This window comes from Thalassospira sp. A3_1 (assembly GCF_017744215.1).
GTDB lineage: Bacteria > Pseudomonadota > Alphaproteobacteria > Rhodospirillales > Thalassospiraceae > Thalassospira > Thalassospira lucentensis_A.
Window position 1 is genome coordinate 943,729 of the sequence record NZ_JAGHQQ010000002.1, and the last position, 22,570, is coordinate 966,298.

Genomic DNA, 22,570 nt, shown 5'->3' on the forward strand with positions numbered 1-22,570 from the left:
GTGACGATGTCATCGCCATGCCGATGCATGAGGGACGGGCATGGCGACAAGGACAAGGATCATGGCTGGCTGGTAACCGTGCGGATATCGGCAAGCAGGTTGTTGAAATAGGGGTTCCATGTCAGGCGGGCGTGATATTTGCCCGGCGTTATCTGGCCCCATGCCCCGAACCACAATGTTTCTGAATCCTCTGGCACGGGAATGCCTTCCTGGCCATTTTCAAACATGATGTGACTGCCACGCCTGCCATAATAGGGGTTCCCAGGCGCAAACAGCACGTTCATATGGGAAAAGGTGCTTATGCGGTCATCAAGCAGATTACTTGAAAGCGCGGTCACACGGGGGTCGTCAAGGTTTGGCGGTGTTTCGCCGTACCAGACAAAACGCGACCGGGGATTGGTGAAGCGACTTTGGAAGGCATCGAGTGTGGCGATGGGATCAAGGACGCTGTCATGCTGGCTCATGGTGATCAGCACCGGGCGGCTAAAATCCGCGCGGGTCAGATCGTCCTGAACCTTGCTGACGGTCTGGTAATAAAGGCTGGCCCCGTGCGAAGGCAGGGATTGGTAATTGGGAATATTGTCTTCGGTGTCGATATCAACCCAATCCCACAGATATGAAATTGCCGGGGCGAGAAACAGATACCCGTTTGACGGATAAAACCCCGGCGAAAACAGCAAAAGACCGTTCACATCTGGATCATGCGCGGCATAGCTGGTTACCAGATTTCCACCGGTTGAAAACCCGCCCAGCCAGACTTCGCCAACCTCGTTTTTCAGCAATGTTGTTTGGTGGGAAATGATCTTTTCCCAATCGTCGATATTCGGCAGCATTAGGTCAGCGGATTTCGTTCCGTGGCCGGGCAAAAGGATTGACCGGACAAGCCATCCGTCCTTTGCCATGGCTGTTGCGATATCGCTGAAATACCATGGGCTGGAACCAAGCCCATGCACAAACAGAATGCCGCGTTTGGGTGCGGTTTCCGGGCGCATTTCAAAGGGCGCATTCATATCGATTTCAAGATCGTGGTCGTCGCTGATGAAGGCGCGGTGCTTGGCAATCCATGTGCGGTTTTCACGCACATAGTCCGCAAAACTGTCCTGATCAAAGGGCGGAAGATCCGCGGAAGGCTCAAAGCGTGGGGAATCCGGGGGGACTGCGCATGACGCAATCAGTACAAGACAGGAAACCAGCAGACAAAGGCGGGGAAGCATGAACCCTCCATCAATGTTTGTTCGGGCCATCGGACAGAGAGTCACAAACGCACCCTCCGGCCTGATCAGGCGGATAGTGCGTTGGCTGACGTGAACGCTTACGTTTTCAATGATTTGTGGATCAGTTTAAAGGTGTTTTTGACCGTAAGTCAATTACGTCGAATTCGCGATCATCCTTGGCATCCCCCGCCATTTAACTGATGGGGGATGCCGATTGCTGATGTTTGGGGATCAGTTGTTTTTGGCGGTTTTTGCTGTCTGACCAAACAGGACTTTCTTGTCTTCTTCGCTCAGTCCGTCTTCCTTGCGAAGACCTTCGCCAGCTTTATAGGCCGCAATGGTTGCCGGACGGGCTTTGATGTTTTCAAACCAGCGTTTCAGGTTGGGGAAATCATTCAGGTCCTGCTGCTGTTTTTCATGGCTGACGATCCACGGATAGCAGGCCATATCGGCAATCGAATAATCGTCACCAGCGATAAAAGTGAGACCCTCAAGGCGCTTGTTCAGCACACCATAAAGACGATTGGTTTCGTTGACATAACGCGTGATGGCATAGGGGATTTTTTCCGGCGCATAACCGCTGAAATGATGGTTTTGACCGGCCATCGGGCCAAGTCCGCCCATCTGCCAGAACAGCCATTCCATCACGGTTTTCTTGCCCCGCACATCAGTCGGCAGGAACTTGCCGGTTTTTTCTGCCAGATATTGCAGGATCGCACCGGATTCAAAAACCGTGATCGGATCTCCGCCATCTGCCGGGTTCTGATCAATGATCGCAGGCATGCGGTTATTGGGCGAAAAGGCTAGGAATTCCGGTTTGAACTGATCACCAGCCCCGATATTGACCGGATGGATTTTATATTCAAGTCCGGCTTCTTCAAGGAAAAGCGTGATTTTGTGGCCGTTCGGCGTTGGCCAGTAATAAAGATCAATCATGGGGCGAAGCCTCCTTTGACTTTCGTGATGTGTGGCTCATCTCAAACTATGACCTTGCCAACACGTTTCTGATACGTCAATTTAAACTGATCATTCCATAATTCAAGGGCAGGCGAAAAATACGGTTTCGCCCCCCTTATCAGGAGACCCCGATGATCCGCTTTTATTTCCATCCGACCCCGAACCCGGCCAAGATTTCGCTTTTCCTTGAAGAAGCCGGTCTGCCTTATGAAATCGTGCCGGTCGACACCAAAAAGGGCGAACAGCACAGTTCCGAGTTTCGTGCGATCAACCCCAATGGCAAGGTCCCGGCGATTGTCGATACCGACGGGGCGGGCGGCAAGGAAACCCGGGTTTTTGATTCAAACGCCATCCTGATTTATCTGGCGGAAAAGACCGGAAAGTTCCTTGGTGCGGTGGAAGATCGTGGAGAATTGCTGTCCTGGCTGATGTTTATTGCATCGGGCCTTGGACCGTTTTCCGGACAGGCCGTGCATTTTCAACACGTAGCACCGGCTGGCAATGATTACGGCGTGAACCGCTATCGCAAGGAAATCGAACGCCATTACAGGGTGATGGATGACCATCTGGCCGGGCGCGAATTTGTTGTCGGGGGCAGCTACACCATTGCCGATATGTCGCTTTGGGGCTGGATAGAACGCGCGGCATTCGTCATGAAAAGTGACGAGCCGCTTGATCCCTATCCGAACCTGAAAAAATGGTATCAGGGCATCTGTGCCCGGCCAGCGGTAGAACGAGCACGCAAGATCGGCAGCGACCATGCCTTCAAGTCCGAAATGGACGACGTTGCCAAACGCGCGCTGTTTCCGTCGAATTACAGCTGATCAGCAGATCATTGTATCAAAAGCCCCGTCGGTTCAGGCGGGGCTTTTTTTTTAGGGCGAGACCGGATTGCGTGCGTCGGCCAGAATACGTCCGCCAATCGCGATGAAACAGACACCAGCAACACGTTCGATCCAGTGCTGGGCATGGGCAAAGCGTTTCATGACCGGGGCAGAGGACATGAACAGGCTGATGATCGTGTACCAGACCAGCGCACTTAAGATGACAAGCCCGATCATCAAAACCATCAGCCAGCCGGGTGTTTCGGCAGTGACGGCGGTGGCAAAGACGCTGGCGAACAGAACGATTGCCTTTGGGTTGGTCATCGTAACCAGAAAGCCAAAAAGGACCGGATTGCCGCGCTGTTTTGATGTGATTTCGTCAGAAGTGAGGGCGAAATCATCCGCTTTTGGCCGGGCACGGATCAGCTTTATACCAAGATAAATCAGATAACATCCGCCCAGCACCCGAACAGTCCAGGTCAGCCATTGATATTCGACCAGAAGGGTCGATAGGCCCAGAAGGCTGAGCGTTGCGTAAACGCCGAGGCCCGCGGAAACACCAATCGTTGTTTGAAGTCCTGCTTTGGCCCCGCGCGTCATGGATGATCTGACGACGGCAACAAAATCCGGCCCGGGTAGCATCAGGGCGGGGATAAATATCGCGAAAACACTGATCAAGGTAATGGTGGCGTCCATTTCAAAATTCCTGTCATGTAATTGGGGCAGTCAAATTGGACCACTGGCCGGACGCGATTGCAAGCCGTCGAACAAAAACACCCCCGGCAAGTGACTGCCGGGGGTGTTTGATTGCAAATCGGGAAAGATCAGTCAGTCGGTGTTTTTCTGTCCGAACTGCTTGTTGAAATGCAGGATGAGCAGCGTTACCGCCGCCCCCGAAAGCAGATACGCCCCAACGCCAATCGGACCATAGGCCACGCAGAGCAGAAGGGCGATCAACGGGGCGAAACCGGCACCAAGCAACCATGCAAGGTCGGATGTCAGGGCCGAACCGGTATAGCGGTATTCGCGTTTGAAGTTCGATGCCAGTGTGCCAGCCGCCTGACCAAAGCACAGACCCAGAACCGCAAAGCCACCCAGAACGATCATGCCTTCATTGATGATGTTATAGGCGTAAAGAAGTGGCGTCAGAAGGGCGCCAGCCGCGATGATGGCTGCCGAATAACCCAGCAGGCGACGACGGCCGATCTGATCTGCGATGAAGCCCGATGCGATGATGCCAAGCGCGCAAAGCACCGCACCAACACCCTGGGTCAACAGGAACTGTCCCGGATTGGCGGGGGTATAAAGCACGACCCAACTAAGCGCGAAGACGGTGACCAGATGGAACAGTGCGTAGCTTACCAGCGGTACAAGCGCGCCAAGAAGCACTGTCCGACCGTTGTGGCGAATGGTGTCGCGGACACGGACGGCCTGAAGTTCGTTCTTTTCAAGCAGGCTTCCGAATTCCGATGTTGCCACCAGACGCAGTCGAGCAAACAGGGCCACCACGTTGATCGCAAAAGCAACGAAGAAGGCATAGCGCCAACCGAAGGCAAGGAAGTCTTCAGGCGAGAGGGTCAGCATCAAATAGGCAAACAGCGAGGATGCCAGAATGAAGCCAAGCGGTGCGCCAAGCTGGGGCATCATTGCGTACCAGCCCTTGCGATTGTCGGGCGCGTTGAGCGCCAACAGGGAAGCAAGACCATCCCATGCGCCACCAAGTGCAAGACCCTGCGTAAAGCGAAGAGCGCACAGCAGATAGATCGCAAACATGCCTGCGCTGTCAAAGCTTGGCAAAAAGGCCATCGCGGCAGTTGAACCGCCAAGCAGGAACATTGCAACGGTCAGCTTCGTGCCGCGGCCATACCGGCGGTCCACCGTCATGAAGACAAGGGAGCCGATCGGGCGGGCGATGAAAGCCAGCGAGAATATAAAGAAGGAATGGATGGTGCCGACGATTGCGCTTTCGCCGGGGAACAGAAGTTGGGGGAACACCAGCACGGATGCGATGCAATAAACGAAGAAATCGAAAAATTCCGACGACCGGCCGATAATCACGCCAAGCGCGATCTGACCGGGATCGTTGACTGTGCCAGCCGAGTGTTGGCGTGCGTCGCGTTCCAGACCCGAGGAGGTGGAGGTCGCTAAGGAATGAGTGGATTGGGTCACGCCTGTCTCCCTAAATATCTGACTTCATTGCTTCTCATTGGACCCTTCTTGATTGGATCGAGTCTAATTATAGACATGTGAATTGCAAACGTCAGTGTCAATTATTGTGTTGCGTTGCACAACGCATGGTTTACAACTTTTTGATAATTGTCATAAACACCAGCCTATGTTTGGGGGCCTGCTTGACATTGTTGCGGCGCAGCTATAGCAAGTGAGCGAAATTTTCTGCTGGTGAATTTGTGAAAAAAGTTCGCCGAATTTGTGTCTCTTCCGTGGAAGTTTGGAATTTGAATTCCTATATGCCGCTACGGTTGGGGTACGACGCGTGCCGGTCCGGTGGGCTGGTTATGCGGCTCGCAAGCATATGGTTGTTTGTGAGAACATCTTCCAGAGACTGACAAAGTACAAGCGCATGCTTTCAAAACTTGCACGCGGCGTCGCAATTGCTTCTGTGTTCACGTTACTGACCGGATGTAATCTGGTCGTGATGGACCCGTCTGGTGATATTGCGTCACAGCAAGCCGACCTTATCGTTGTTTCCACGATCCTGATGCTGATCATCATCCTTCCGGTGATGGCGCTGACTGTGTTCTTTGCCTGGAAATACCGTCAATCCAACAAGGATGCAGAGTACGATCCTGAATGGCATCATTCCACCAAGCTGGAAATTGTCATCTGGTCTGCCCCGCTTGCGATCATTATCGCGCTGGGTGCGATCACCTGGGTCAGTACGCACACCCTGGATCCATACCGCCCGCTTGATCGTATTGATGCGGAACGTCCGCTTGAAAAAGATCACAAGCCGATGGTGGTGGAGGTCGTTTCCCTCGACTGGAAATGGCTGTTCATCTATCCCGAACAGGGTATTGCGACCATCAACGAGCTGGCCGCACCGATTGATACCCCGATCCAGTTCAAGATCACTTCTTCCGGCATCATGAACTCCTTCTACATTCCGGCACTGGCGGGGATGATCTATTCGATGGCGGGCATGGAAACCAAGCTCCATGCCGTGATCAACGAAGAAGGTGTCTATGACGGGTTCTCGGCGAACTATAGCGGCGAGGGTTTCTCGCACATGCGCTTCAAGTTCCACGGGCTGAGCGACGCAGGTTTTGATGACTGGGTTGCGAAGGTGAAAGAGGATAGCCGCGGTCTTGGCCGTTCGGAATATCTCGAACTTGAAAAGCCGAGCATCGCCGAACCTGTTCATTATTTCGGCAATGTCGATCCGGAACTTTATCAGGCAATCCTGAATATGTGCGTCGATCAATCGAAGATGTGCATGAACGAGATGATGGATATCGACAGAAAGGGCGGCGGCGGTATTGCGGGGATCTATAACGTTATGTCGCTGACATACGATACCCCGCGTGAACGCGGCAGCCAGCCTTTGCCGTCAACCAAATCTTATGTGGCAACGCTTTGCACCACACCGTCAGGCGGTCTGAGCCAGGAAATTTCTTCGATCCCGTTGTTTGACAACGGTGTCGAAGATGACCGGTTCAGTCCCGTTCCTGCCGGTGTGTCGACAGGGTTCTGAAGCAGTGCCGGTTGATGTAAGTCGACCGGCCCTTCGCGGTTCGCGCACCGGCCTGGCCGGTGCGTTGCCGCATCGAAAAGAAGAGTAATCCGATGTTTTCAAATCCGGACCTTTTGCATTTTATATTTGGCCGGCTTTCACTCGACTCCTTCCCGATGTTTCACGAGCCTATCCTGGCCGTGACATTCGCGGGGGTTGTTCTGGGTGGTATCGTCGTTCTCGGCGCGCTGACCTATTTCAAGCTTTGGGGATATCTCTGGCGCGAGTGGATCACATCTATCGATCATAAAAAGATCGGTATCATGTATATCATTCTGGCCCTTGTCATGCTGCTGCGCGGCTTTGCCGACGCGATCATGATGCGTGCCCAGCAGGCGATCGCCTTTGGCGATGTTGCCGGTTACCTGCCGCCAGATCACTACGACCAGATCTTTACCGCCCACGGCGTGATCATGATCTTCTTCGTGGCGATGCCGCTGGTGACGGGACTTATGAACTTCGTCGTGCCGCTTCAGATCGGCGCGCGTGACGTCGCCTTCCCGTTCCTGAACAATTTCAGTTTCTGGATGACGACAGCCGGTGCGATTACCGTCATGATCTCGCTGTTTGTTGGCGAGTTCGCCAAAACCGGCTGGCTGGCCTATCCGCCGCTTTCAGACATTGTTTACAGTCCGGGTGTCGGGGTTGATTACTATATCTGGGCCTTGCAGATTGCGGGTGTCGGCACATTGTTGTCGGGCGTCAACCTGATTGTGACCATCGTCAAGATGCGCGCACCGGGCATGTCGATGATGAAGATGCCGGTCTTCACCTGGACCTCGCTTTGCACCAACATCCTGATCGTTGCCGCCTTCCCGGTTCTGACCGCGGTTCTGGTTCTGCTGTCGCTTGACCGTTACCTCGACATGAACTTCTTCACCAATGATCTTGGCGGTAACGCCATGATGTATGTGAACCTGATCTGGATCTGGGGTCACCCGGAAGTTTACATCCTGATCCTGCCGGCGTTTGGCGTGTTTTCCGAAGTGGTTTCGACCTTCTGCCGCAAACGGCTGTTCGGTTACAGCTCGATGGTTTATGCGACGATCGTTATTACCATCCTGTCCTATCTGGTATGGCTGCACCACTTCTTCACCATGGGGTCGGGTGCCAGTGTGAACGCCTTCTTTGGCATCACGACGATGATCATCTCGATCCCGACGGGTGCCAAGATCTTCAACTGGCTGTTCACCATGTATAAGGGCCGCATCAGCTTTGACGTTCCGATGCTGTGGACGATGGGCTTTATGCTGACCTTCGTGATTGGTGGCATGACCGGTGTGATGCTGGCAGTTCCGCCGGCTGACTTCGTGCTGCATAACAGCCTGTTCCTGATTGCGCATTTCCACAATGTCATCATCGGTGGCGTGGTGTTCGGGATGTTTGCCGGTATCGTTTACTGGTTCCCGAAAGCATTTGGTTACAAGCTTGATCCGTTCTGGGGCAAAATGTCCTTCTGGTTCTGGCTGGTAGGGTTCTATTTCGCCTTCATGCCGCTTTATGTTCTGGGCCTGATGGGCGTTACCCGCCGCATGAACCATTTCGATGACGGTTCGCTGCAAATCTGGTTCGTTATTGCCGCCTTTGGTGCGGTTCTGATTGCCATCGGTATTGCATCGTTCCTGATGTCGCTGGTCGTATCCTTCATCAAGCGCGAAGAATTGCGTGATGAAACGGGCGACCCGTGGGATGGCCGTACGCTGGAATGGTCGACCTCGTCGCCACCCCCGGCATACAACTTTGCCTTTACCCCGGTCGTTCACGATCTTGACGCTTGGGCTGATATGAAAAAGCGCGGCTTTGTCCGTCCGACTTCCGGTTTCCTCGACATTCACATGCCGAAAAACACCGGTGCCGGTGCGATCCTGGCGGGTATGTCGCTTGTCCTTGGTTTCGCGCTGATCTGGCATATCTGGTGGCTTGCAGCCGTCAGCTTCATCGCCCTGATTGGTACCGCCATAGCACACACCTTCAACTACAACCGTGATTATCACATCCCGGCCAGCGAAGTTGTTGCAACCGAAGACGAACGTACCGCCCTTCTGGCAAAGCAGCAGGCGTAAGGGAATGACAATGGCGAATACAACTGCCTCTCAGACCGAAGCGCCGGTCTTTTACCTGAAGGAAGAGCATCACCCGCAGAACGGGACGATGCTTGGCTTCTGGCTCTATCTGATGAGCGACTGCCTCATCTTTGCGATCCTGTTTGCAACCCATGGCGTTCTCGGCCGCAATTATGCGGCCGGGCCTTCGCCGGCGGATCTTTTCGATCTGGAACTGGTTGCGATCAACACCTCCATGCTGCTGTTTTCCTCGATCACCTATGGCTTTGCCATGCTGGCGATGGAAAAGGGCAGCATCAAGGGAACCCAGATGTGGCTGGCGATTACCGGCCTGTTCGGTATCGCCTTCGTCGGGCTGGAACTTTATGAGTTCCATCACCTGTGGCATATCGGTGCCACCCCGATGCGCAGTGGCTTCCTGTCGTCGTTCTATACGCTGGTTGCGACCCACGGCCTGCACGTGACGTTCGGGATCATCTGGCTGGTCACCCTGATGGTTCAGGTTGGCAAGCGCGGACTGGTTCCGGAAAACAAGCGTCGCCTGATGTGCCTATCGCTGTTCTGGCACTTCCTTGACGTGATCTGGATCGGCGTCTTTTCCGTTGTTTACCTGCTGGGAGTTCTGGGATGAGCACGCATTCTCATGCACATGATGACCATCACGGTCACGATCATGGCGACGGTGCCAGCCACGGCACTTTCAACAGCTATCTGATCGGTTTCATCCTGTCGGTAATCCTGACCGCCATCCCGTTCTGGCTGGTGATGGATGGGGTTCTGGACAGCAAGGTGGCAACCGCGGCCTGGATCATGGGCCTTGGTGTCGTGCAGATCGTCGTCCATATGGTCTACTTCCTGCACATGAACACCAAGTCCGAAGGCGGCTGGAACATGCTGGCGCTGATCTTTACCCTTGTGATCGTTGCGATTGCCATCGCCGGTTCGCTGTGGGTGATGTATCACCTGAACACCAACATGATGCCCCAGATGGATCATGAAATGATCCGAAGCTTCGGCTAGGCTTGGCTTATGTCATAGGGGCGCGATACTTTTACCGGTATCGCGCCCTTTTTCGTTCCGATGATGTTTTGAAGGTCCAACGCAATGGCTGATACCCAATTGTCCACCGATACACGACCGTCGACCAGAACCCGTATCGTGGTTTGCATTCTGGCCGCGATCCTGTTTTCAGGTTTTTCGGCACTTGGCATCTGGCAGATTGAACGTCGGGCGTGGAAGCTTGATCTCATTGAACGGGTTGATGCCCGTGTTCATGGCGATCCGTTAACCGCACCGGACCGGGCCGACTGGGAAAATGTCACCCGTGAACGCGACGAATACCGCAAGGTCACCCTGCTGGGCCATTACCGCAATGATCTTGAAAGCCACGTTTATGCCGCCACCGATTACGGTGCGGGATACTGGGTGATGACCCCGTTTGAGCGGGTCGATGGTACGATCATCATGATCAATCGCGGTTTTGTTCCGACAGACCGTCGCGAACCCGATAACCGGGCCGAGGGCACGGTTTCGGGCGATACGCGGGTTACTGGCCTTTTGCGGATGGATGAGCCGGGCGGTACCTTTATGCGCGATAACGTGCCCGACGAAGACCGCTGGTATTCACGCGATGTGCGCGCCATGGCGGCCAAACGCGGCCTCAACCCGGATGATGTTGCACCATATTTCATTGATGCCGATGGTAGTAACAATCCCGGCAAGCTGCCGGTTGGTGGCCTGACGCGGATCAGTTTCCCCAACAATCACCTGATGTATGCCATCACGTGGTTTGGCATGGCGGCGCTGACGCTGGTGGCGGCCTGGATCGTGTTGCGACCACGTCTGCGCAAGGAAGACGATAGCGATACGGATTAAGGGGGCAATCGGTGCTGAGGCTATGCCAGCTAGGGCCGCCGAGGTTGAACATCCCGAAATGAAAAACAGGCCGGTTTCATTTCCCTGAAACCGGCCTGTTCTGTTTTGTCATACTGCTTTGAGGTGATCAGGGATTGGTATGATCAACAATTTCGCCGCGTGCCGGATAGTTTTTGGCAATTACGAAATCAAGCGCGCCAAGGATTTCGGCAAAGGCCGGGCGGGCGAACGGCATGGTCTGTACCGTGCCAAAATAAAGCGTGCCATCAGGCCGGACCAAAAACAGACCCGGTTCGGAAAACAGGGCCGGTTCTTCGAACCCGGACGAGGTCACACCGTTACTTGACGAAATATACAGGCCCCATTCGCGCGCTTTCTCAAGACTAAGCCCATAACCGAGATCGATATTTTCAAGCGCCCATTTCTGCTTGGCCTCGGTCGCACGGTCTTCGGCGTCCGAGGACAGGACAATCACATTGACGCCGCGCTTGGCGAAATCGGCCAGCTTGTTATCAAGGTCCTTAAGGTATTTACCGCAGATCGGGCAATGCAAACCGCGATAGAATACAACCATGGTGAAGTTTTCCGGCGTCTGATCGGCAAGCGACCATGTGCCGCCGCCAACAATTGGGACCGAAAGGGACGGGACTTTCTGGCGGGGTATCAGGGGTGTAATCGCGGACATTTCGTTCCTCGTGACTGTTATCTGGCTGAATGAGGATAAATATGGAATGATCATTCTGGAATAACAATCAACAAATCGTCCTATCACCGAACTGTGATGAAGGCTGGTCGGCGATCAAAGTTTGCGGGCAACCACAAACCGGGCATGGTCGGAGGCAGGATAAAGGCCAGTTTCGATGATTTCGAAACCCTCGCAGGCAATCATGGCGTCAAGCTCGCCATAGCGTAGGGAATTGACAAATGGTGCAAAGCCAAGCTTGCGCATGACGGCAATCAGAATGGCAAGAAAACGACCCGCTTCACCAATACAGCCGGTTTTTGAAATGAAGAACCCGCCGGGTTTAAGCAAGCGATGAATGGTGCGGATTTCAGCGGGAATATCCCGGACGAGATGCAGGACATTAAACGCCAGAACCGCATCAAATGCCTGACCGGTAAGACTGTCATCGGACAGGCGGGTCGCCTGAAAGCGGACATTCGGATGGTTTCCATCAGCAAGCTTGTCTTGAGCAATGGCGATCATGGCAGGGGACAGGTCGGTTGCGGTGATATGTCCGACCGAGGGGGCAAGCAACAGGGCTGTCGAACCGGTGCCACACCCGATTTCAAGAACATTTTGATCCGGTGTCAGGTAATGACGGGTACGGTCCAGCGTTTCGCCATAAGCCGTCTGGTTCCTGACGGGCTTTCGGGCATATTTCGCAGCGGCCTTGTCCCAGAATTTTGTATCTTGGTCCATGCCATTTCCCGTACATGGTTGCGTGACCTGCGATGGATATACACGCAAAACGGGTGAATGTGAATTCACCCGTTGGAAGCTGGCCGACATTGTTCCGAGATCGGGGCGATCAATCGAGGGTGGACAGGATGGTATCGACGTAATCGGCCAGAGTATCCTCGTCCGCCCCGCGGCGCGCCATCAGATGCACCCCCTGAATGGAGCCCGCCAGAAACCGGGATAACGAACGGATGTTTTTGTCCCGAGCAATTGTGTCATGTTCCATGCCGCGACGAAGCGCACGGGCAAACATATCTTCGACCCGGCTGAATGCGGCCTGTGCAATCGCGGCAGTTTCGGGATCATGCGGCGCCAGTTCCATGCCGGAATTGACCATCAGGCATCCCTTGTGGCGGCCTTCGCCGCATCCGACGCGACTGGCATCGCGAAACGTCGCGATGATCGCTTCGCGGCCATCGGCCATTTCGCGCAGTTTGGCAAATCGGTTCGTGCTGATCTTCTGGCTGTAATGATCAAGAACGCGCAGGAACAGGGCCTTTTTGTCGCCAAAGCTTGAATACATGGAAGCACGGTTAAGCCCGGTTTCCTCGACAAGGTCCTGTACGGAGGTTGCCTCGAAGCCCTTGCTCCAGAAGATATTCATGGCGTTATCAAGAACGCTTTCTTCGTCAAATGCGCGGGGGCGGGCCATCGATGATCCTTTCTTGTTCCAGTAACTGGAATGAATGTTCTGAAACTTAAACAAAAAATAGGCGTGAGAGCGCGCAATATCAACCGACAAAGTCAGAAACAACCGGTATTGCGCGCATCCCTGATGTCCGAGTCCGAAAATGGCGATTACGATTCCTTGCGCGTTGCGAGCAGGTCTCGGATTTCGCGCAGGAGGGCGACATCCTCGGGCGTTGCGGGTGGTGGCGTTTCACCGGCCTTTTCGTCTTCTTTTTGCTTGGCCTTGTTGATCGCTTTGACGACGATGAACAACACCCAGGCAATGATCGCGAAGTTAAGCGCAATCGTGATAAAGGCGCCATAGCCGATCACTGCACCCTGTGCCTTGGCATCGGCATAATTGGTTGCGGTTACCGCATCCGACAGGGCGATGAAATAGTTCGAAAAATCAAGGCCGCCAAAAACATAACCGATCACCGGCATGATGACATCCCCGACAAGGGATGTGACAATCCGCCCGAATGCCGCCCCGATGATCACACCGATCGCCAGATCGACAACATTGCCGCGCAGGGCAAACTTCTTGAATTCTTCAAACATGTTTACCTGTCCTCTTTCATTCTTGGTTTTATCGGACAGGCGGTTTGACGCCCTGCCGACAAAAAACTTTAGAATTGAAATGCGAAAACAGGAATTGTTTTGTTTGGTTGGAGAAAGTTACCCGGTCAGCTTGTCACCCGGATGCGGTTCAACGTGACAAAGCTGTAATCCGGCCCATCGGGATTGTTGACGGTGGCACGCGCGGTTTCCTGCCATTTCTCCGCAGGCAGGGGATCAAGAAATGCATCGCCATCAATGTCGTCATGGACTTCGGTCAGCTCATATCGTGTGGTGTATGGCATGGCGAGTTTGTATATTTGTGCACCACCCGCAATGATGACCTCATTAACATTTTCCTTGGCCGCAATCTGGTCGGCAAGTGCAATTGCGCTTTCGATATCATGACAGACCCGGACATTTTCATGATCAAACGTCCAATCCTTATCGCGTGTCACGACGATGGTCGTGCGTTTGGGAAGCGGTTTGCCAATCGCTTCGAACGTCACACGCCCCATGATCATTGGTTTGCCAAGGGTAAGCGCCTTGAACCGTTTAAGGTCTTCGGGCAGGTGCCAGGGCATCCAGCCATCCTTGCCAATTGCGCCGTTTTTGGCGGCGGCAACCACGGCAACCCGTTCGATCCGGTCGTTATTGTTCGCTGGCATCAGACGGCTACCTTGCCCGCGATATGCGGATGCGGGTCATAGCCGGTCAGTTCGAAATCGTCATATTTGAAATCAAAGATCGATTTGACTGCCGGATTGATCTTCATTTCCGGAAGCGGGCGCGGTTCGCGCGACAGCTGCAATTCGACCTGTTCAAGATGGTTGGTGTAAAGATGGGCATCGCCCAGCGTGTGGACGAAATCACCAACGCCAAGATCGCAGACCTGTGCGATCATCATGGTCAGCAGGGCATAAGACGCGATATTGAACGGCACACCCAAAAAGATATCGGCACTGCGTTGATAAAGCTGGCAGGACAGTTTGCCATTCGCGACATAGAACTGGAACAGGCAGTGGCAGGGTGGCAGCGCCATGTTCGGCACATCAGCCACATTCCATGCCGAAACGATCAGGCGACGGCTGTCGGGATTGTTTTTGATCTGGTCAATCAGTTGGGTGATCTGGTCGATTGTTTCGCCGTTTGCCCCGCGCCATGACCGCCACTGACCGCCGTAAACCGGACCAAGTTCGCCGTTTTCATCGGCCCATTCGTTCCAGATGCGCACACCATTGTCCTGAAGATATTTGACATTGGTGTCGCCTGCCAGAAACCACAGCAATTCATGGATGATCGATTTCAGATGCAGCTTTTTGGTGGTGACCATCGGAAAGCCCTTTGACAGGTCAAACCGCATCTGGTGACCAAAGACCGAGACCGTGCCGGTGCCGGTGCGATCTTCCTTATGGGCGCCGGTATCGCGCACCAAACGCATCAGATCGAGATATTGCTGCATGCCGCATCCTGTTGTTCGGAATCGTGTTTGGGGCAGCATAGTTGGCAATGGATGGGGCGGCAAGTCACCCGGTGACGGTATCAGGGCTTGGGGGCTGTATGGCAGGGCGTCGTTCGTTTGCTTTGTCGGCTTAAAGCTCGACCCGGTGAAAGTTTTTGCCAATTCCCTTGCGAAAGCAGACCCATTTGACCTATATAGGGGCTGTCGGGGCAACCCGACTATGGCGTTACACGACTTGGCAGAATAGACATTACGGACCCGGGGGCGGTACCCGGCGGCTCCACCAACTTTCATCTATCTGACTTCGTCCGACTCAGGCGAAGATGTTGGGGCCGAAATAGGATCGACGTGTGTAGTAAAAGCCTCTGTTGGCGCTCGGCATGGTACCACCGTTATCGGGCTAATGTTTGTAAACGCAAACGACAACAATGCTCCGGTTGCTGTTGCCGCCTAAGCGGTACTAGCACCAAAGCGAAATTCCGATTGCCGGGAGCGGTAGTCTGGTGGGGGATGGGGCACCTAGCAACAGAACGCCCCGCTCTTGTATTTCTCCCCGTCTCCGTTATGAATAGAAGCAATTCAATTGCGTCATCTGCAAATGACGCGATCAGGTGCCATATATAAATGACGGGTACATCCTGAAATCGTCAGGAAACCCGCCAGACACAGGATTATCGATGCAGGAACCGGAAGAATTCCGTTACGACCTTATGGTCGATCAGGCGCTGCGCGGCGTGGTAAAGCAGATCCTTTCGCGCGTGGCCGAAGAAGGCCTTTTCGGCGAGCATCACTATTACATCACGTTCCAGACCAATCATCCCGGCGTTGCTTTGCCTGAAGGACAGCGCAAGGCGCACCCGGATAATATCACCGTTGTATTGCAGCACCGGTTCTGGGACCTGAAAGCGGAAGACGATCATTTTTCGGTCGGCATGAGCTTCGATGGCATGCCAACCACCGTGGTTGTCCCGTTTGATGCCATGCTGGCCTTTGTCGATCCGTCTGCCAATTTCATGCTGACCTTCAGCGTCGAAGAAGAAATGGGCGACGATGATTTCGATTACGACGAAGATGACGATCTTGACGCCGATCTGGTTGATGGCGATGAAGACGCGACCCCGCAGCTGGTGACCGAGCCTTCAAAGCGCGGCAAGAAAAAGCCCGCCGAACAGGGGGAAACCGGTGAAGTCATCGCCCTTGATGCGTTTCGAAAAAAATGAGCTTCAAAGGGGCGGGCATTTGGCTCGCCCTTTTTTCTTTCCCGCATGCCCGGTACGGTTTCCCGCCGATTGCCGGAAGTCTGTTCATCTAATGTATCGTGGAAATTTGCCGCGTTTGGCGTTATGAACGGCACAAATTAAAACAAACCCACCTTGTTTTTGAGAGAGACGAGAACTTATCCCATGAGTGATTTTGTCTATAAACCCATGTTCGAGCAGGGTAAGGACACGACCCCTTACCGCAAGATCGGTGACGAAGGCGTTTCAACCGTTGAGGTTAATGGCGAGACGTTTCTGAAAGTCGAACCCGAGGCGATTGAGAAACTGACGCTTCAGGCGTTTTTCGATTGTTCGCATTTGCTGCGCCCGGGCCACCTCGAACAGTTGCGCAAAATCCTTGATGACCCGGAAGCAACGCCGAACGACAAGTTCGTTGCGATGGACCTTCTGAAAAACGCTAATATCGCATCTGGCGGCGTTTTGCCGATGTGCCAGGATACCGGTACGGCGATTGTCATGGGCAAGCGCGGTGGCAAAGTCATCACCAATGGTGCCGATGAAGAGGCGCTTTCAAAGGGTATCTGGCGCGCCTATCAGGAACATAACCTGCGTTATTCGCAGGTGTCGCCTGTTAATATGTTCGAAGAAAAGAACACGGGTTCGAACCTTCCGGCCCAGATCGATCTGTATGCGACGCCGGGCAATGAATATAAATTCATGTTCATGGCAAAGGGCGGCGGTTCGGCCAACAAGACCTTCCTGTATCAGCAGACCAAGGCGCTTCTGAACCCGGAAAGCCTGCGGAAGTTTCTGGACGAGAAAATCAGAACGCTGGGTACTTCTGCCTGCCCGCCCTATCACCTTGCCATCGTGATTGGCGGAACATCGGCCGAGGCGGCCCTTAAGACCGTTAAAATGGCATCGGCACGTTATTACGATAACCTGCCGACCGAAGGCGGTGTGCATGGCCAGGCCTATCGTGATCTTGAATGGGAACAGAAGGTTCTTGAGATGACGCGCGAAATGGGCATTGGCGCACAGTTCGGCGGCAAGTATTTCTGCCACGATGTCCGTGTGGTCCGCCTGCCGCGCCACGGGGCAAGCTGCCCGGTGGCCATCGGTGTTTCGTGCTCGGCCGACCGTCAGGTTCTGGGCAAGATCACCAAGGACGGCATTTTCATCGAAGACCTTGAACACAACCCGGCAAAATATCTTCCGGAAGTGTCGGACGAACATCTTGATGACAATGTGGTCAAGGTTAACCTGAACCGTCCGATGGATGAAATCCGTAAACAGCTTTCCGGGTATTCGGTCAAGACGCGTCTAGCGCTGACCGGGACCATGATCGTGGCGCGTGACATCGCGCATGCGAAGATCAAGGAACGCCTTGATGCTGGCGAAGGCATGCCCGATTACATGAAAAACCATCCGGTTTATTATGCGGGCCCGGCCAAAACGCCCGAAGGCATGCCGTCCGGTTCGTTTGGCCCGACCACGGCGGGACGTATGGATGCCTATGTCGAACAGTTCCAGGCCGCAGGCGGATCGTTCGTGATGCTTGCCAAGGGCAACCGTTCGAAACAGGTCAAGGATGCCTGCAAAAACCACGGCGGGTTCTATCTTGGTTCCATCGGTGGTCCGGCAGCGCGTCTTGCACAGGATTGCATCAAGAAAGTCGAAGTTCTTGAATACCCCGAACTGGGCATGGAAGCCGTCTGGAAGATCGAGGTCGAAGATTTCCCGGCCTTTATCGTGATCGATGACAAGGGTAATGACTTCTTTGCCGAATTTGGCATCTGATTTCGATATTACTGATTTGAAACAGGGCAGTGCGGGCAATCCGTTCTGCCCTGTTTTTGTTTGCGGCCGGTTATGCATAGCTGACCCACGGTCAAAATTCTTGCCTTGATTGGGGCTGCGTGGTCTGATTTTCGCAAAATCAACCCTTTAGCGGGAATGCTGATATGTCTCGAACTTCTGCTGTTGCCATGAACAGTGCAACAGAAAGCCGTCTGGTCGGTGTGACATCGGCCTTGGCGACGGTGGCGATCTGGGCGGCGTGGCTGATTGTCACGCGCTATGCCATGACATCCGATTTTACCGCGGTCGATATCGGGCTTTTGCGCTTTGTCGTGCCGTTTGTGTTGCTGGCCCCGATCTGGCTTAAACGCGGGATCTGGCCCAAGGGGCTTTCGATTGCCAATGGCCTGATCATGCTAGTGGGATCAGGCGCATTTTATACGCTTCTCGTGGCCAGTGCCCTGCAATATGTTCCGGCAAGCCATGTGGGCATTTTGCTGCCCGGTGTGATGGCGGTCTGGGCCGTTCTGATTGCGGTTGTGATGTTCGGTGAACGGCCGGGCTGGGTCCGGCTGGCGGGTTATGCCACGGTGATTACCGGTATTGTCCTTCTGGCGGTGCTTAAACCCGGCCATTCGACCGGTGACACGATCCTTTATGGCTATGGTCTTGTGTCGGCCGGGGCATTCATGTGGGCATGCTATACCCACGCAATGCGTCAAAGCGGCCTTGGTGCGCTGGAGGCGGCGGCATTTGTCGGCTTCTGGTCGTTTGTGATCATGGCGGTGGTAGCCCTGTTTACGGGCACGCACATCCCTGATGCGCCCATGGATGACGTGCTGCTGTTGCTCGTCACACAGGGCCTGCTGGCGGGATGCGTTGCGGTGGTGACCTATGGGCTTGCGGTGCGTCATATCGGGTCAACCGGTGCCTCGGCATTTGGTGCGATGACCCCGGCATTGACCGCGCTCGGCGGTGTGTTCCTGCTTGGCGAGGAAGGCAATCTTGCGCTGGCGATTGCAGTGGCACTGGTGATTTTCGGTGTGATGGTTGCATCGGGCGTTTTCCGCAAGGTTTTGCGTTAGTCTCCTGTTGCCAAAGACATGTTTGAAGGTGCCGGTGGCGGGATAATTCTGCCCGCCGCTGGTGCCTTTTTCTTTGGGATGCGCAGTTCTGCCGATGCGCACAGAAAATTCTTTTCGCAGGTGCAAAATCACGTTAGCATCATATTCGTGATTGCAAAGGCGCAGTCACGAACAATCGGCAGGCAACGAGGCTTGCAAGACAATCGCGCGACCGGACGGCGTTATGCACGGTCGATTTCAGATGTCCCATGCCTCGGAGAAGTTCAATGTTTGCCGGTTTCATGCGTTCCGTTTCCCCCGATGAAGACAGCCGTTCAAAACAGGTCCGCGAGGCCGGGCTTGGCGATATTCTTCGCCTGTTGCGCACGGTTGGGACAATTGCCGATGATGCACGACAAAGTGACGTGGCGATTGCCGGTATACTTGATGCGGTTTGCGATTATTGCCACTGGCCTGTCGGTCATGCCTATCTGCTTCGCGAAGACAATACGCTGTCTTCGGCCAAAATCTGGTCGATCGGGCGGGGTGTTTTGCCCACAGATCTGACCGATTTTCGGTTGCAGTCAGAGGCCACGGTTTTCACCATCGGGCAGGGCCTGATCGGGTCGGTTGCAAAGACGGGGGAACCTGTCTGCATCGAAAACGTTGTTACTAAGGACGGCTTCCTGCGCGCCAGCGGGGCTGCCCGGAACGGGTTGCAGGGCTGTTTCGCGCTACCGGTCAAAATGGCCGGTAAAGTGGTGGCCGTCATCGAATTTTTCAGTCGTAGTATCGCCCGTCTTGATGACGAGATGCTTGAACTGCTTGGCTTTGTTGGCGGGCAGGTCGCACGCGTGCTCGAACGTGATGCGGCACTGGCCGCGCGCGAAAAACTGGCATCGGATTTTGAAAGCCAGGTGCAGGGCACGGTCGGGATGCTGGGTGCCGCGGTCAGCCAGATGCGCAGTGCGCTTGATGTGCTGGGCGATAGCAACCGGCGGACGGATGCATGCGGCAAGGGCATTGATCAGGCGGCCCATGCCGCCCTTTCCCGGATAGAAAATGTCGCCGGGCAGATGGATGCGCTTCAGGCGGCGTTGACCACGATTGGCGATGATGCCGGGACGAATGTGGAAACCACCCGTACATTGGGGGCGCAGGCACGTGACATGCGCGATGAATTTGCCAAATTACAGGTGCGTGCAGCCGATGCGGGCAAGATGCTGGCGACGATTTCGGCCATCGCCAGCCAGATCAAATTGCTGGGGCTGAATGCCTCGATCGAGGCGGCACGTGTTGGCGAGGCCGGAAAGGGCTTTGCCATCGTTGCCAAGGAAGTCAAGGCGTTGGCTGGGCAATCCGAAGCCGCAACTGCCGAAATCGCCCAATGGATGGATGGTGTCACCGGGGCGATTTCAAAGGCCGGTGGGGATATCGACCGGATTTCCGATGCGATGGGCGACTTGCAGGCGCGTGCCGAAATCACCGCGGATCAAACTGGTGGGCAGGTTGAAATTTGTCGCACCGTTGCAGGGGATGCGCTTGATGCGTTGAAACAGGCGCGTGTGGTGGGTGCCAGTGTTTCCGATATTGCAGAAGCAATTTCCCATAACGGGCAGGTCGCGGGCGAACTTTCCGATGCAGCGCGGAACCTTGAAACGCAAGGATCGGAACTCAGCCACCGGGTGGAGGGCTTTGTCGGTCAGATCCTTGCTATGTGAGGGTTAGACTATCCGGTCGGGGAATTTCGACGTGCGCTTTGCCACCATGCGTGCCAATGGTGGACCAAACAATAGCACCATGAAAAAGCGCGTTGCCTGTAACACCAGGATAAAGGACAGGTCGACATTGGTGCTGGCCGCGATGATGGCGACCGAGTCAAGCCCGCCGGGGCTGGTGGCGAGATAGGCGGTCAGTGGATCAACATCCATGAAAATCACCAGCAATACCGAAATCCCGGCACAAAAACCGATCAGAACGAAAATCGAAATCAGGATTTTCGGCAGGGCATAGGCTGCGTGACGCAAAACCGAAGGCGTGAATTTCAACCCGATTATCCAACCGATCACGGCATAGGTCAGGCCAAGAAACCATTCAGGCAGGACGATATCGACCATACCGCTGATGCTTAACACCATGACGACGATCATCGGCACCAGAAGCGGCCCCGATGGCAAACGTGACTTTGCCCCGACAATGCACAGGATGACGGCGATTGCCACTGTGATACCAAAATCGCCGATATCAAACGGGCTAAACCATTGATGCGGATGGGCCGTCGCCAATGCCGGATCGACCCAGAAATTGGCAACACTTGATGCCACGGCAACCACAATCACCACCCGGACATATTGCATGAAGGCCACAAGCCTGGCGTCGGCGCCAAAGGCCTCGGCCATGATGACCATGGCGGAGGCGGCACCCGGCGATGATCCCCAGATGCCTGCCGTTCCCGGCAGGACCTGTTTGATGCAAAGAACCCAGCCCAGAAAGCTGCTGGCGATCAATGTCAGTGCCGTAACACCCAGAACCAGCGGCCAGTCATGCATGAAAGATGTAATGATCCCGGCGGTCATTGACCCGCCGACCATGCAGCCAAGCACCGATTGCGCGCCAAGATAGATCGGCTTTGGCATGGCGATGGTGGCGCCATTGGTACCCATGACAATGCCGACAATCATCGGGCCGAGCAAAAGGGCGGCCGGGATATCCGCATCATGCAGGATCACGGACAGCACAAGCGAAACGCCAATCAGCAATCCCCATTGCAGAAGATGCGGCATTTTGCCGAGCTTTTCCCGATCAGGGGGCGAGTTGGGTTTGAGGGACTTGGGTGCGTGGGGCGCATGGGGCGAGGTATCTGGCACGGGGAAGCCTTTGTTTGGGGCGGCAGGGTTATGGGGTGGTAAAGGTCAGTTCGGCTGATTGGCGGACACGCGCAATGCGCGGCAGGACTTCGGTGATTGAAAACTGGTGCATTTCAACCGATTTGGTGGCGGTGGTATCCTCGGCAATCATGATGTTATAGCCGTGTTCCCACGCCGACCGGGCGGTGGATTCCACGCCGAAATTGGTGACGACACCGCCAAGGACGATGGTGTCAATTCCGCGACGGCGAAGCTGAAGATCAAGATCGGTGCCGTAAAACGCGCCCCATTGATGTTTGGTAATGACGATATCGCCGGGTTGTATCAAGTCATCCACAAGGGTGCCCCAATCTTCGGGCGGGCATTTCGCCGGGACGGATGGCAGATCGACCATCTGGTGCGGGGCATCGGCCATGTCAGAAGACCAGTAAACGCGGACCAGAACGATGGGGGCGTTGGCCGAACGGAATTTGGCGATCAGATTGCGGGCATTTTCAAGCACCGCCTCACCGCTTCGCGGATGCAGGGACTGGGCCAGAATGCCGTTTTGCAGGTCGATCATGACAAGGGCGGTACGCGCCGGATCCAGCAGGAATTGATCTTTGGGCATGGGGCACCTGATTGGGGCAAGGTATAAGATCGGGGCAGATGGCGACGCCGTTTGAGTCTGGCGCACTGCTTTGGGGAAGGATCATGATAAACCGAAACATCCTGATATGGCGAGTTTTTCGGATGAATAGCGGGGAAACAGCGGGCGGGCAAGGGATTGGGACTTGGGCCGATC

The 22,570-nt window shown here is 54.7% G+C and carries 22 protein-coding genes and 1 other RNA gene; 11 read left to right on the top strand and 12 right to left on the bottom strand.

The window, feature by feature from the left end:
• Positions 1 to 59: 59 nt before the first annotated feature.
• Together J7395_RS11425 and J7395_RS11430 are read right to left on the bottom strand one after the other, a co-directional pair.
• Complete coding sequence (locus J7395_RS11425) at positions 60 to 1,214, bottom strand: alpha/beta fold hydrolase (protein ID WP_209221556.1); 1,155 nt, start codon at positions 1,212 to 1,214, stop codon at positions 60 to 62.
• A 231-nt stretch (positions 1,215 to 1,445) separates the two neighbouring features.
• Positions 1,446 to 2,150 (bottom strand): glutathione binding-like protein, encoded by a 705-nt coding sequence (locus tag J7395_RS11430; protein ID WP_209221557.1) that lies wholly within the window; start codon positions 2,148 to 2,150, stop codon positions 1,446 to 1,448.
• A gap of 152 nt (positions 2,151 to 2,302) precedes the next feature.
• On the opposite strand from J7395_RS11430, the gene J7395_RS11435 reads away from it, so the two are divergent.
• Complete coding sequence (locus J7395_RS11435) at positions 2,303 to 2,995, top strand: glutathione S-transferase family protein (protein WP_209221558.1); 693 nt, start codon at positions 2,303 to 2,305, stop codon at positions 2,993 to 2,995.
• Positions 2,996 to 3,046: 51 nt separating this feature from the next.
• On the opposite strand, the gene J7395_RS11440 is transcribed toward J7395_RS11435, so the two are convergent.
• Together J7395_RS11440 and J7395_RS11445 are read right to left on the bottom strand one after the other, a co-directional pair.
• A complete protein-coding gene (locus J7395_RS11440) occupies positions 3,047 to 3,691 on the bottom strand; it encodes a LysE family translocator (RefSeq protein WP_209221559.1) in 645 nt (214 codons plus the stop codon).
• A 132-nt stretch (positions 3,692 to 3,823) separates the two neighbouring features.
• Entirely contained in the window at positions 3,824 to 5,164 is a 1,341-nt protein-coding gene (locus J7395_RS11445) for an MFS transporter (protein ID WP_209221560.1), read from the bottom strand.
• A 412-nt stretch (positions 5,165 to 5,576) separates the two neighbouring features.
• On the opposite strand from J7395_RS11445, the gene cyoA reads away from it, so the two are divergent.
• The 5 genes from cyoA to J7395_RS11470 all read left to right on the top strand — a co-directional run bounded on the left by cyoA (position 5,577) and on the right by J7395_RS11470 (position 10,684).
• Positions 5,577 to 6,707, top strand: a complete 1,131-nt coding sequence (gene cyoA, locus J7395_RS11450; RefSeq protein WP_062952654.1) for a ubiquinol oxidase subunit II — start codon at positions 5,577 to 5,579, stop codon at positions 6,705 to 6,707.
• A 113-nt stretch (positions 6,708 to 6,820) separates the two neighbouring features.
• On the top strand, positions 6,821 to 8,809 hold the full coding sequence (cyoB, locus tag J7395_RS11455; protein ID WP_209221832.1) for a cytochrome o ubiquinol oxidase subunit I: 1,989 nt from the start codon (positions 6,821 to 6,823) through the stop codon (positions 8,807 to 8,809).
• Between the two features lie 10 nt (positions 8,810 to 8,819).
• A complete protein-coding gene (gene cyoC, locus J7395_RS11460) occupies positions 8,820 to 9,440 on the top strand; it encodes a cytochrome o ubiquinol oxidase subunit III (protein WP_062952652.1) in 621 nt (206 codons plus the stop codon).
• Positions 9,437 to 9,829 (top strand): cytochrome o ubiquinol oxidase subunit IV, encoded by a 393-nt coding sequence (locus tag J7395_RS11465; protein ID WP_062952651.1) that lies wholly within the window; start codon positions 9,437 to 9,439, stop codon positions 9,827 to 9,829. Before cyoC ends, J7395_RS11465 begins: the two co-directional genes overlap by 4 nt.
• 84 nt (positions 9,830 to 9,913) lie before the next feature.
• A complete protein-coding gene (locus J7395_RS11470; RefSeq protein ID WP_209221561.1) occupies positions 9,914 to 10,684 on the top strand; it encodes an SURF1 family protein in 771 nt (256 codons plus the stop codon).
• 127 nt (positions 10,685 to 10,811) lie between these two features.
• Here the strand turns inward: J7395_RS11470 and J7395_RS11475 are convergent, their stop codons facing one another.
• The 6 genes from J7395_RS11475 to J7395_RS11500 form a co-directional block, all read right to left on the bottom strand.
• Positions 10,812 to 11,369, bottom strand: coding sequence for a peroxiredoxin-like family protein (locus tag J7395_RS11475; protein ID WP_209221562.1), 558 nt, complete (start codon positions 11,367 to 11,369; stop codon positions 10,812 to 10,814).
• 114 nt (positions 11,370 to 11,483) lie between these two features.
• Positions 11,484 to 12,107 carry a class I SAM-dependent methyltransferase gene (locus J7395_RS11480; protein WP_209221563.1) on the bottom strand — a complete coding sequence of 208 codons (624 nt, stop codon included), beginning with the start codon at positions 12,105 to 12,107 and terminating at the stop codon, positions 11,484 to 11,486.
• Between the two features lie 109 nt (positions 12,108 to 12,216).
• Positions 12,217 to 12,798, bottom strand: coding sequence for a TetR/AcrR family transcriptional regulator (locus J7395_RS11485; protein WP_062952647.1), 582 nt, complete (start codon positions 12,796 to 12,798; stop codon positions 12,217 to 12,219).
• Positions 12,799 to 12,944: 146 nt separating this feature from the next.
• On the bottom strand, positions 12,945 to 13,376 hold the full coding sequence (mscL, locus tag J7395_RS11490) for a large conductance mechanosensitive channel protein MscL (RefSeq protein WP_209221564.1): 432 nt from the start codon (positions 13,374 to 13,376) through the stop codon (positions 12,945 to 12,947).
• A gap of 125 nt (positions 13,377 to 13,501) precedes the next feature.
• Complete coding sequence (locus J7395_RS11495) at positions 13,502 to 14,041, bottom strand: dihydrofolate reductase (RefSeq protein WP_209221565.1); 540 nt, start codon at positions 14,039 to 14,041, stop codon at positions 13,502 to 13,504.
• Positions 14,041 to 14,835, bottom strand: coding sequence for a thymidylate synthase (locus tag J7395_RS11500; RefSeq protein WP_062952644.1), 795 nt, complete (start codon positions 14,833 to 14,835; stop codon positions 14,041 to 14,043). Before J7395_RS11500 ends, J7395_RS11495 begins: the two co-directional genes overlap by 1 nt.
• Before the next feature lie 163 nt (positions 14,836 to 14,998).
• Between J7395_RS11500 and ssrA the strand changes: the two genes are divergently transcribed.
• The 5 genes from ssrA (at position 14,999) to J7395_RS11525 (ending at position 20,640) form a co-directional block, all read left to right on the top strand.
• Positions 14,999 to 15,375: a transfer-messenger RNA gene (ssrA, locus tag J7395_RS11505) on the top strand.
• Between the two features lie 137 nt (positions 15,376 to 15,512).
• Positions 15,513 to 16,055, top strand: coding sequence for a ClpXP protease specificity-enhancing factor SspB (locus tag J7395_RS11510; protein ID WP_007090751.1), 543 nt, complete (start codon positions 15,513 to 15,515; stop codon positions 16,053 to 16,055).
• A 183-nt stretch (positions 16,056 to 16,238) separates the two neighbouring features.
• A complete protein-coding gene (locus tag J7395_RS11515; RefSeq protein WP_209221566.1) occupies positions 16,239 to 17,855 on the top strand; it encodes a fumarate hydratase in 1,617 nt (538 codons plus the stop codon).
• 164 nt (positions 17,856 to 18,019) lie between these two features.
• Positions 18,020 to 18,940, top strand: coding sequence for a DMT family transporter (locus J7395_RS11520; protein WP_097050808.1), 921 nt, complete (start codon positions 18,020 to 18,022; stop codon positions 18,938 to 18,940).
• Positions 18,941 to 19,206: 266 nt separating this feature from the next.
• On the top strand, positions 19,207 to 20,640 hold the full coding sequence (locus tag J7395_RS11525; RefSeq protein ID WP_209221567.1) for a methyl-accepting chemotaxis protein: 1,434 nt from the start codon (positions 19,207 to 19,209) through the stop codon (positions 20,638 to 20,640).
• Positions 20,641 to 20,643: 3 nt separating this feature from the next.
• Here the strand turns inward: J7395_RS11525 and J7395_RS11530 are convergent, their stop codons facing one another.
• Both J7395_RS11530 and J7395_RS11535 read right to left on the bottom strand, forming a co-directional pair.
• Positions 20,644 to 21,702 (bottom strand): AbrB family transcriptional regulator, encoded by a 1,059-nt coding sequence (locus J7395_RS11530; RefSeq protein WP_209221568.1) that lies wholly within the window; start codon positions 21,700 to 21,702, stop codon positions 20,644 to 20,646.
• Positions 21,703 to 21,814: 112 nt separating this feature from the next.
• Positions 21,815 to 22,396 carry a hydrolase gene (locus tag J7395_RS11535; protein ID WP_209221569.1) on the bottom strand — a complete coding sequence of 194 codons (582 nt, stop codon included), beginning with the start codon at positions 22,394 to 22,396 and terminating at the stop codon, positions 21,815 to 21,817.
• Between the last annotated feature and the right edge of the window lie 174 nt (positions 22,397 to 22,570).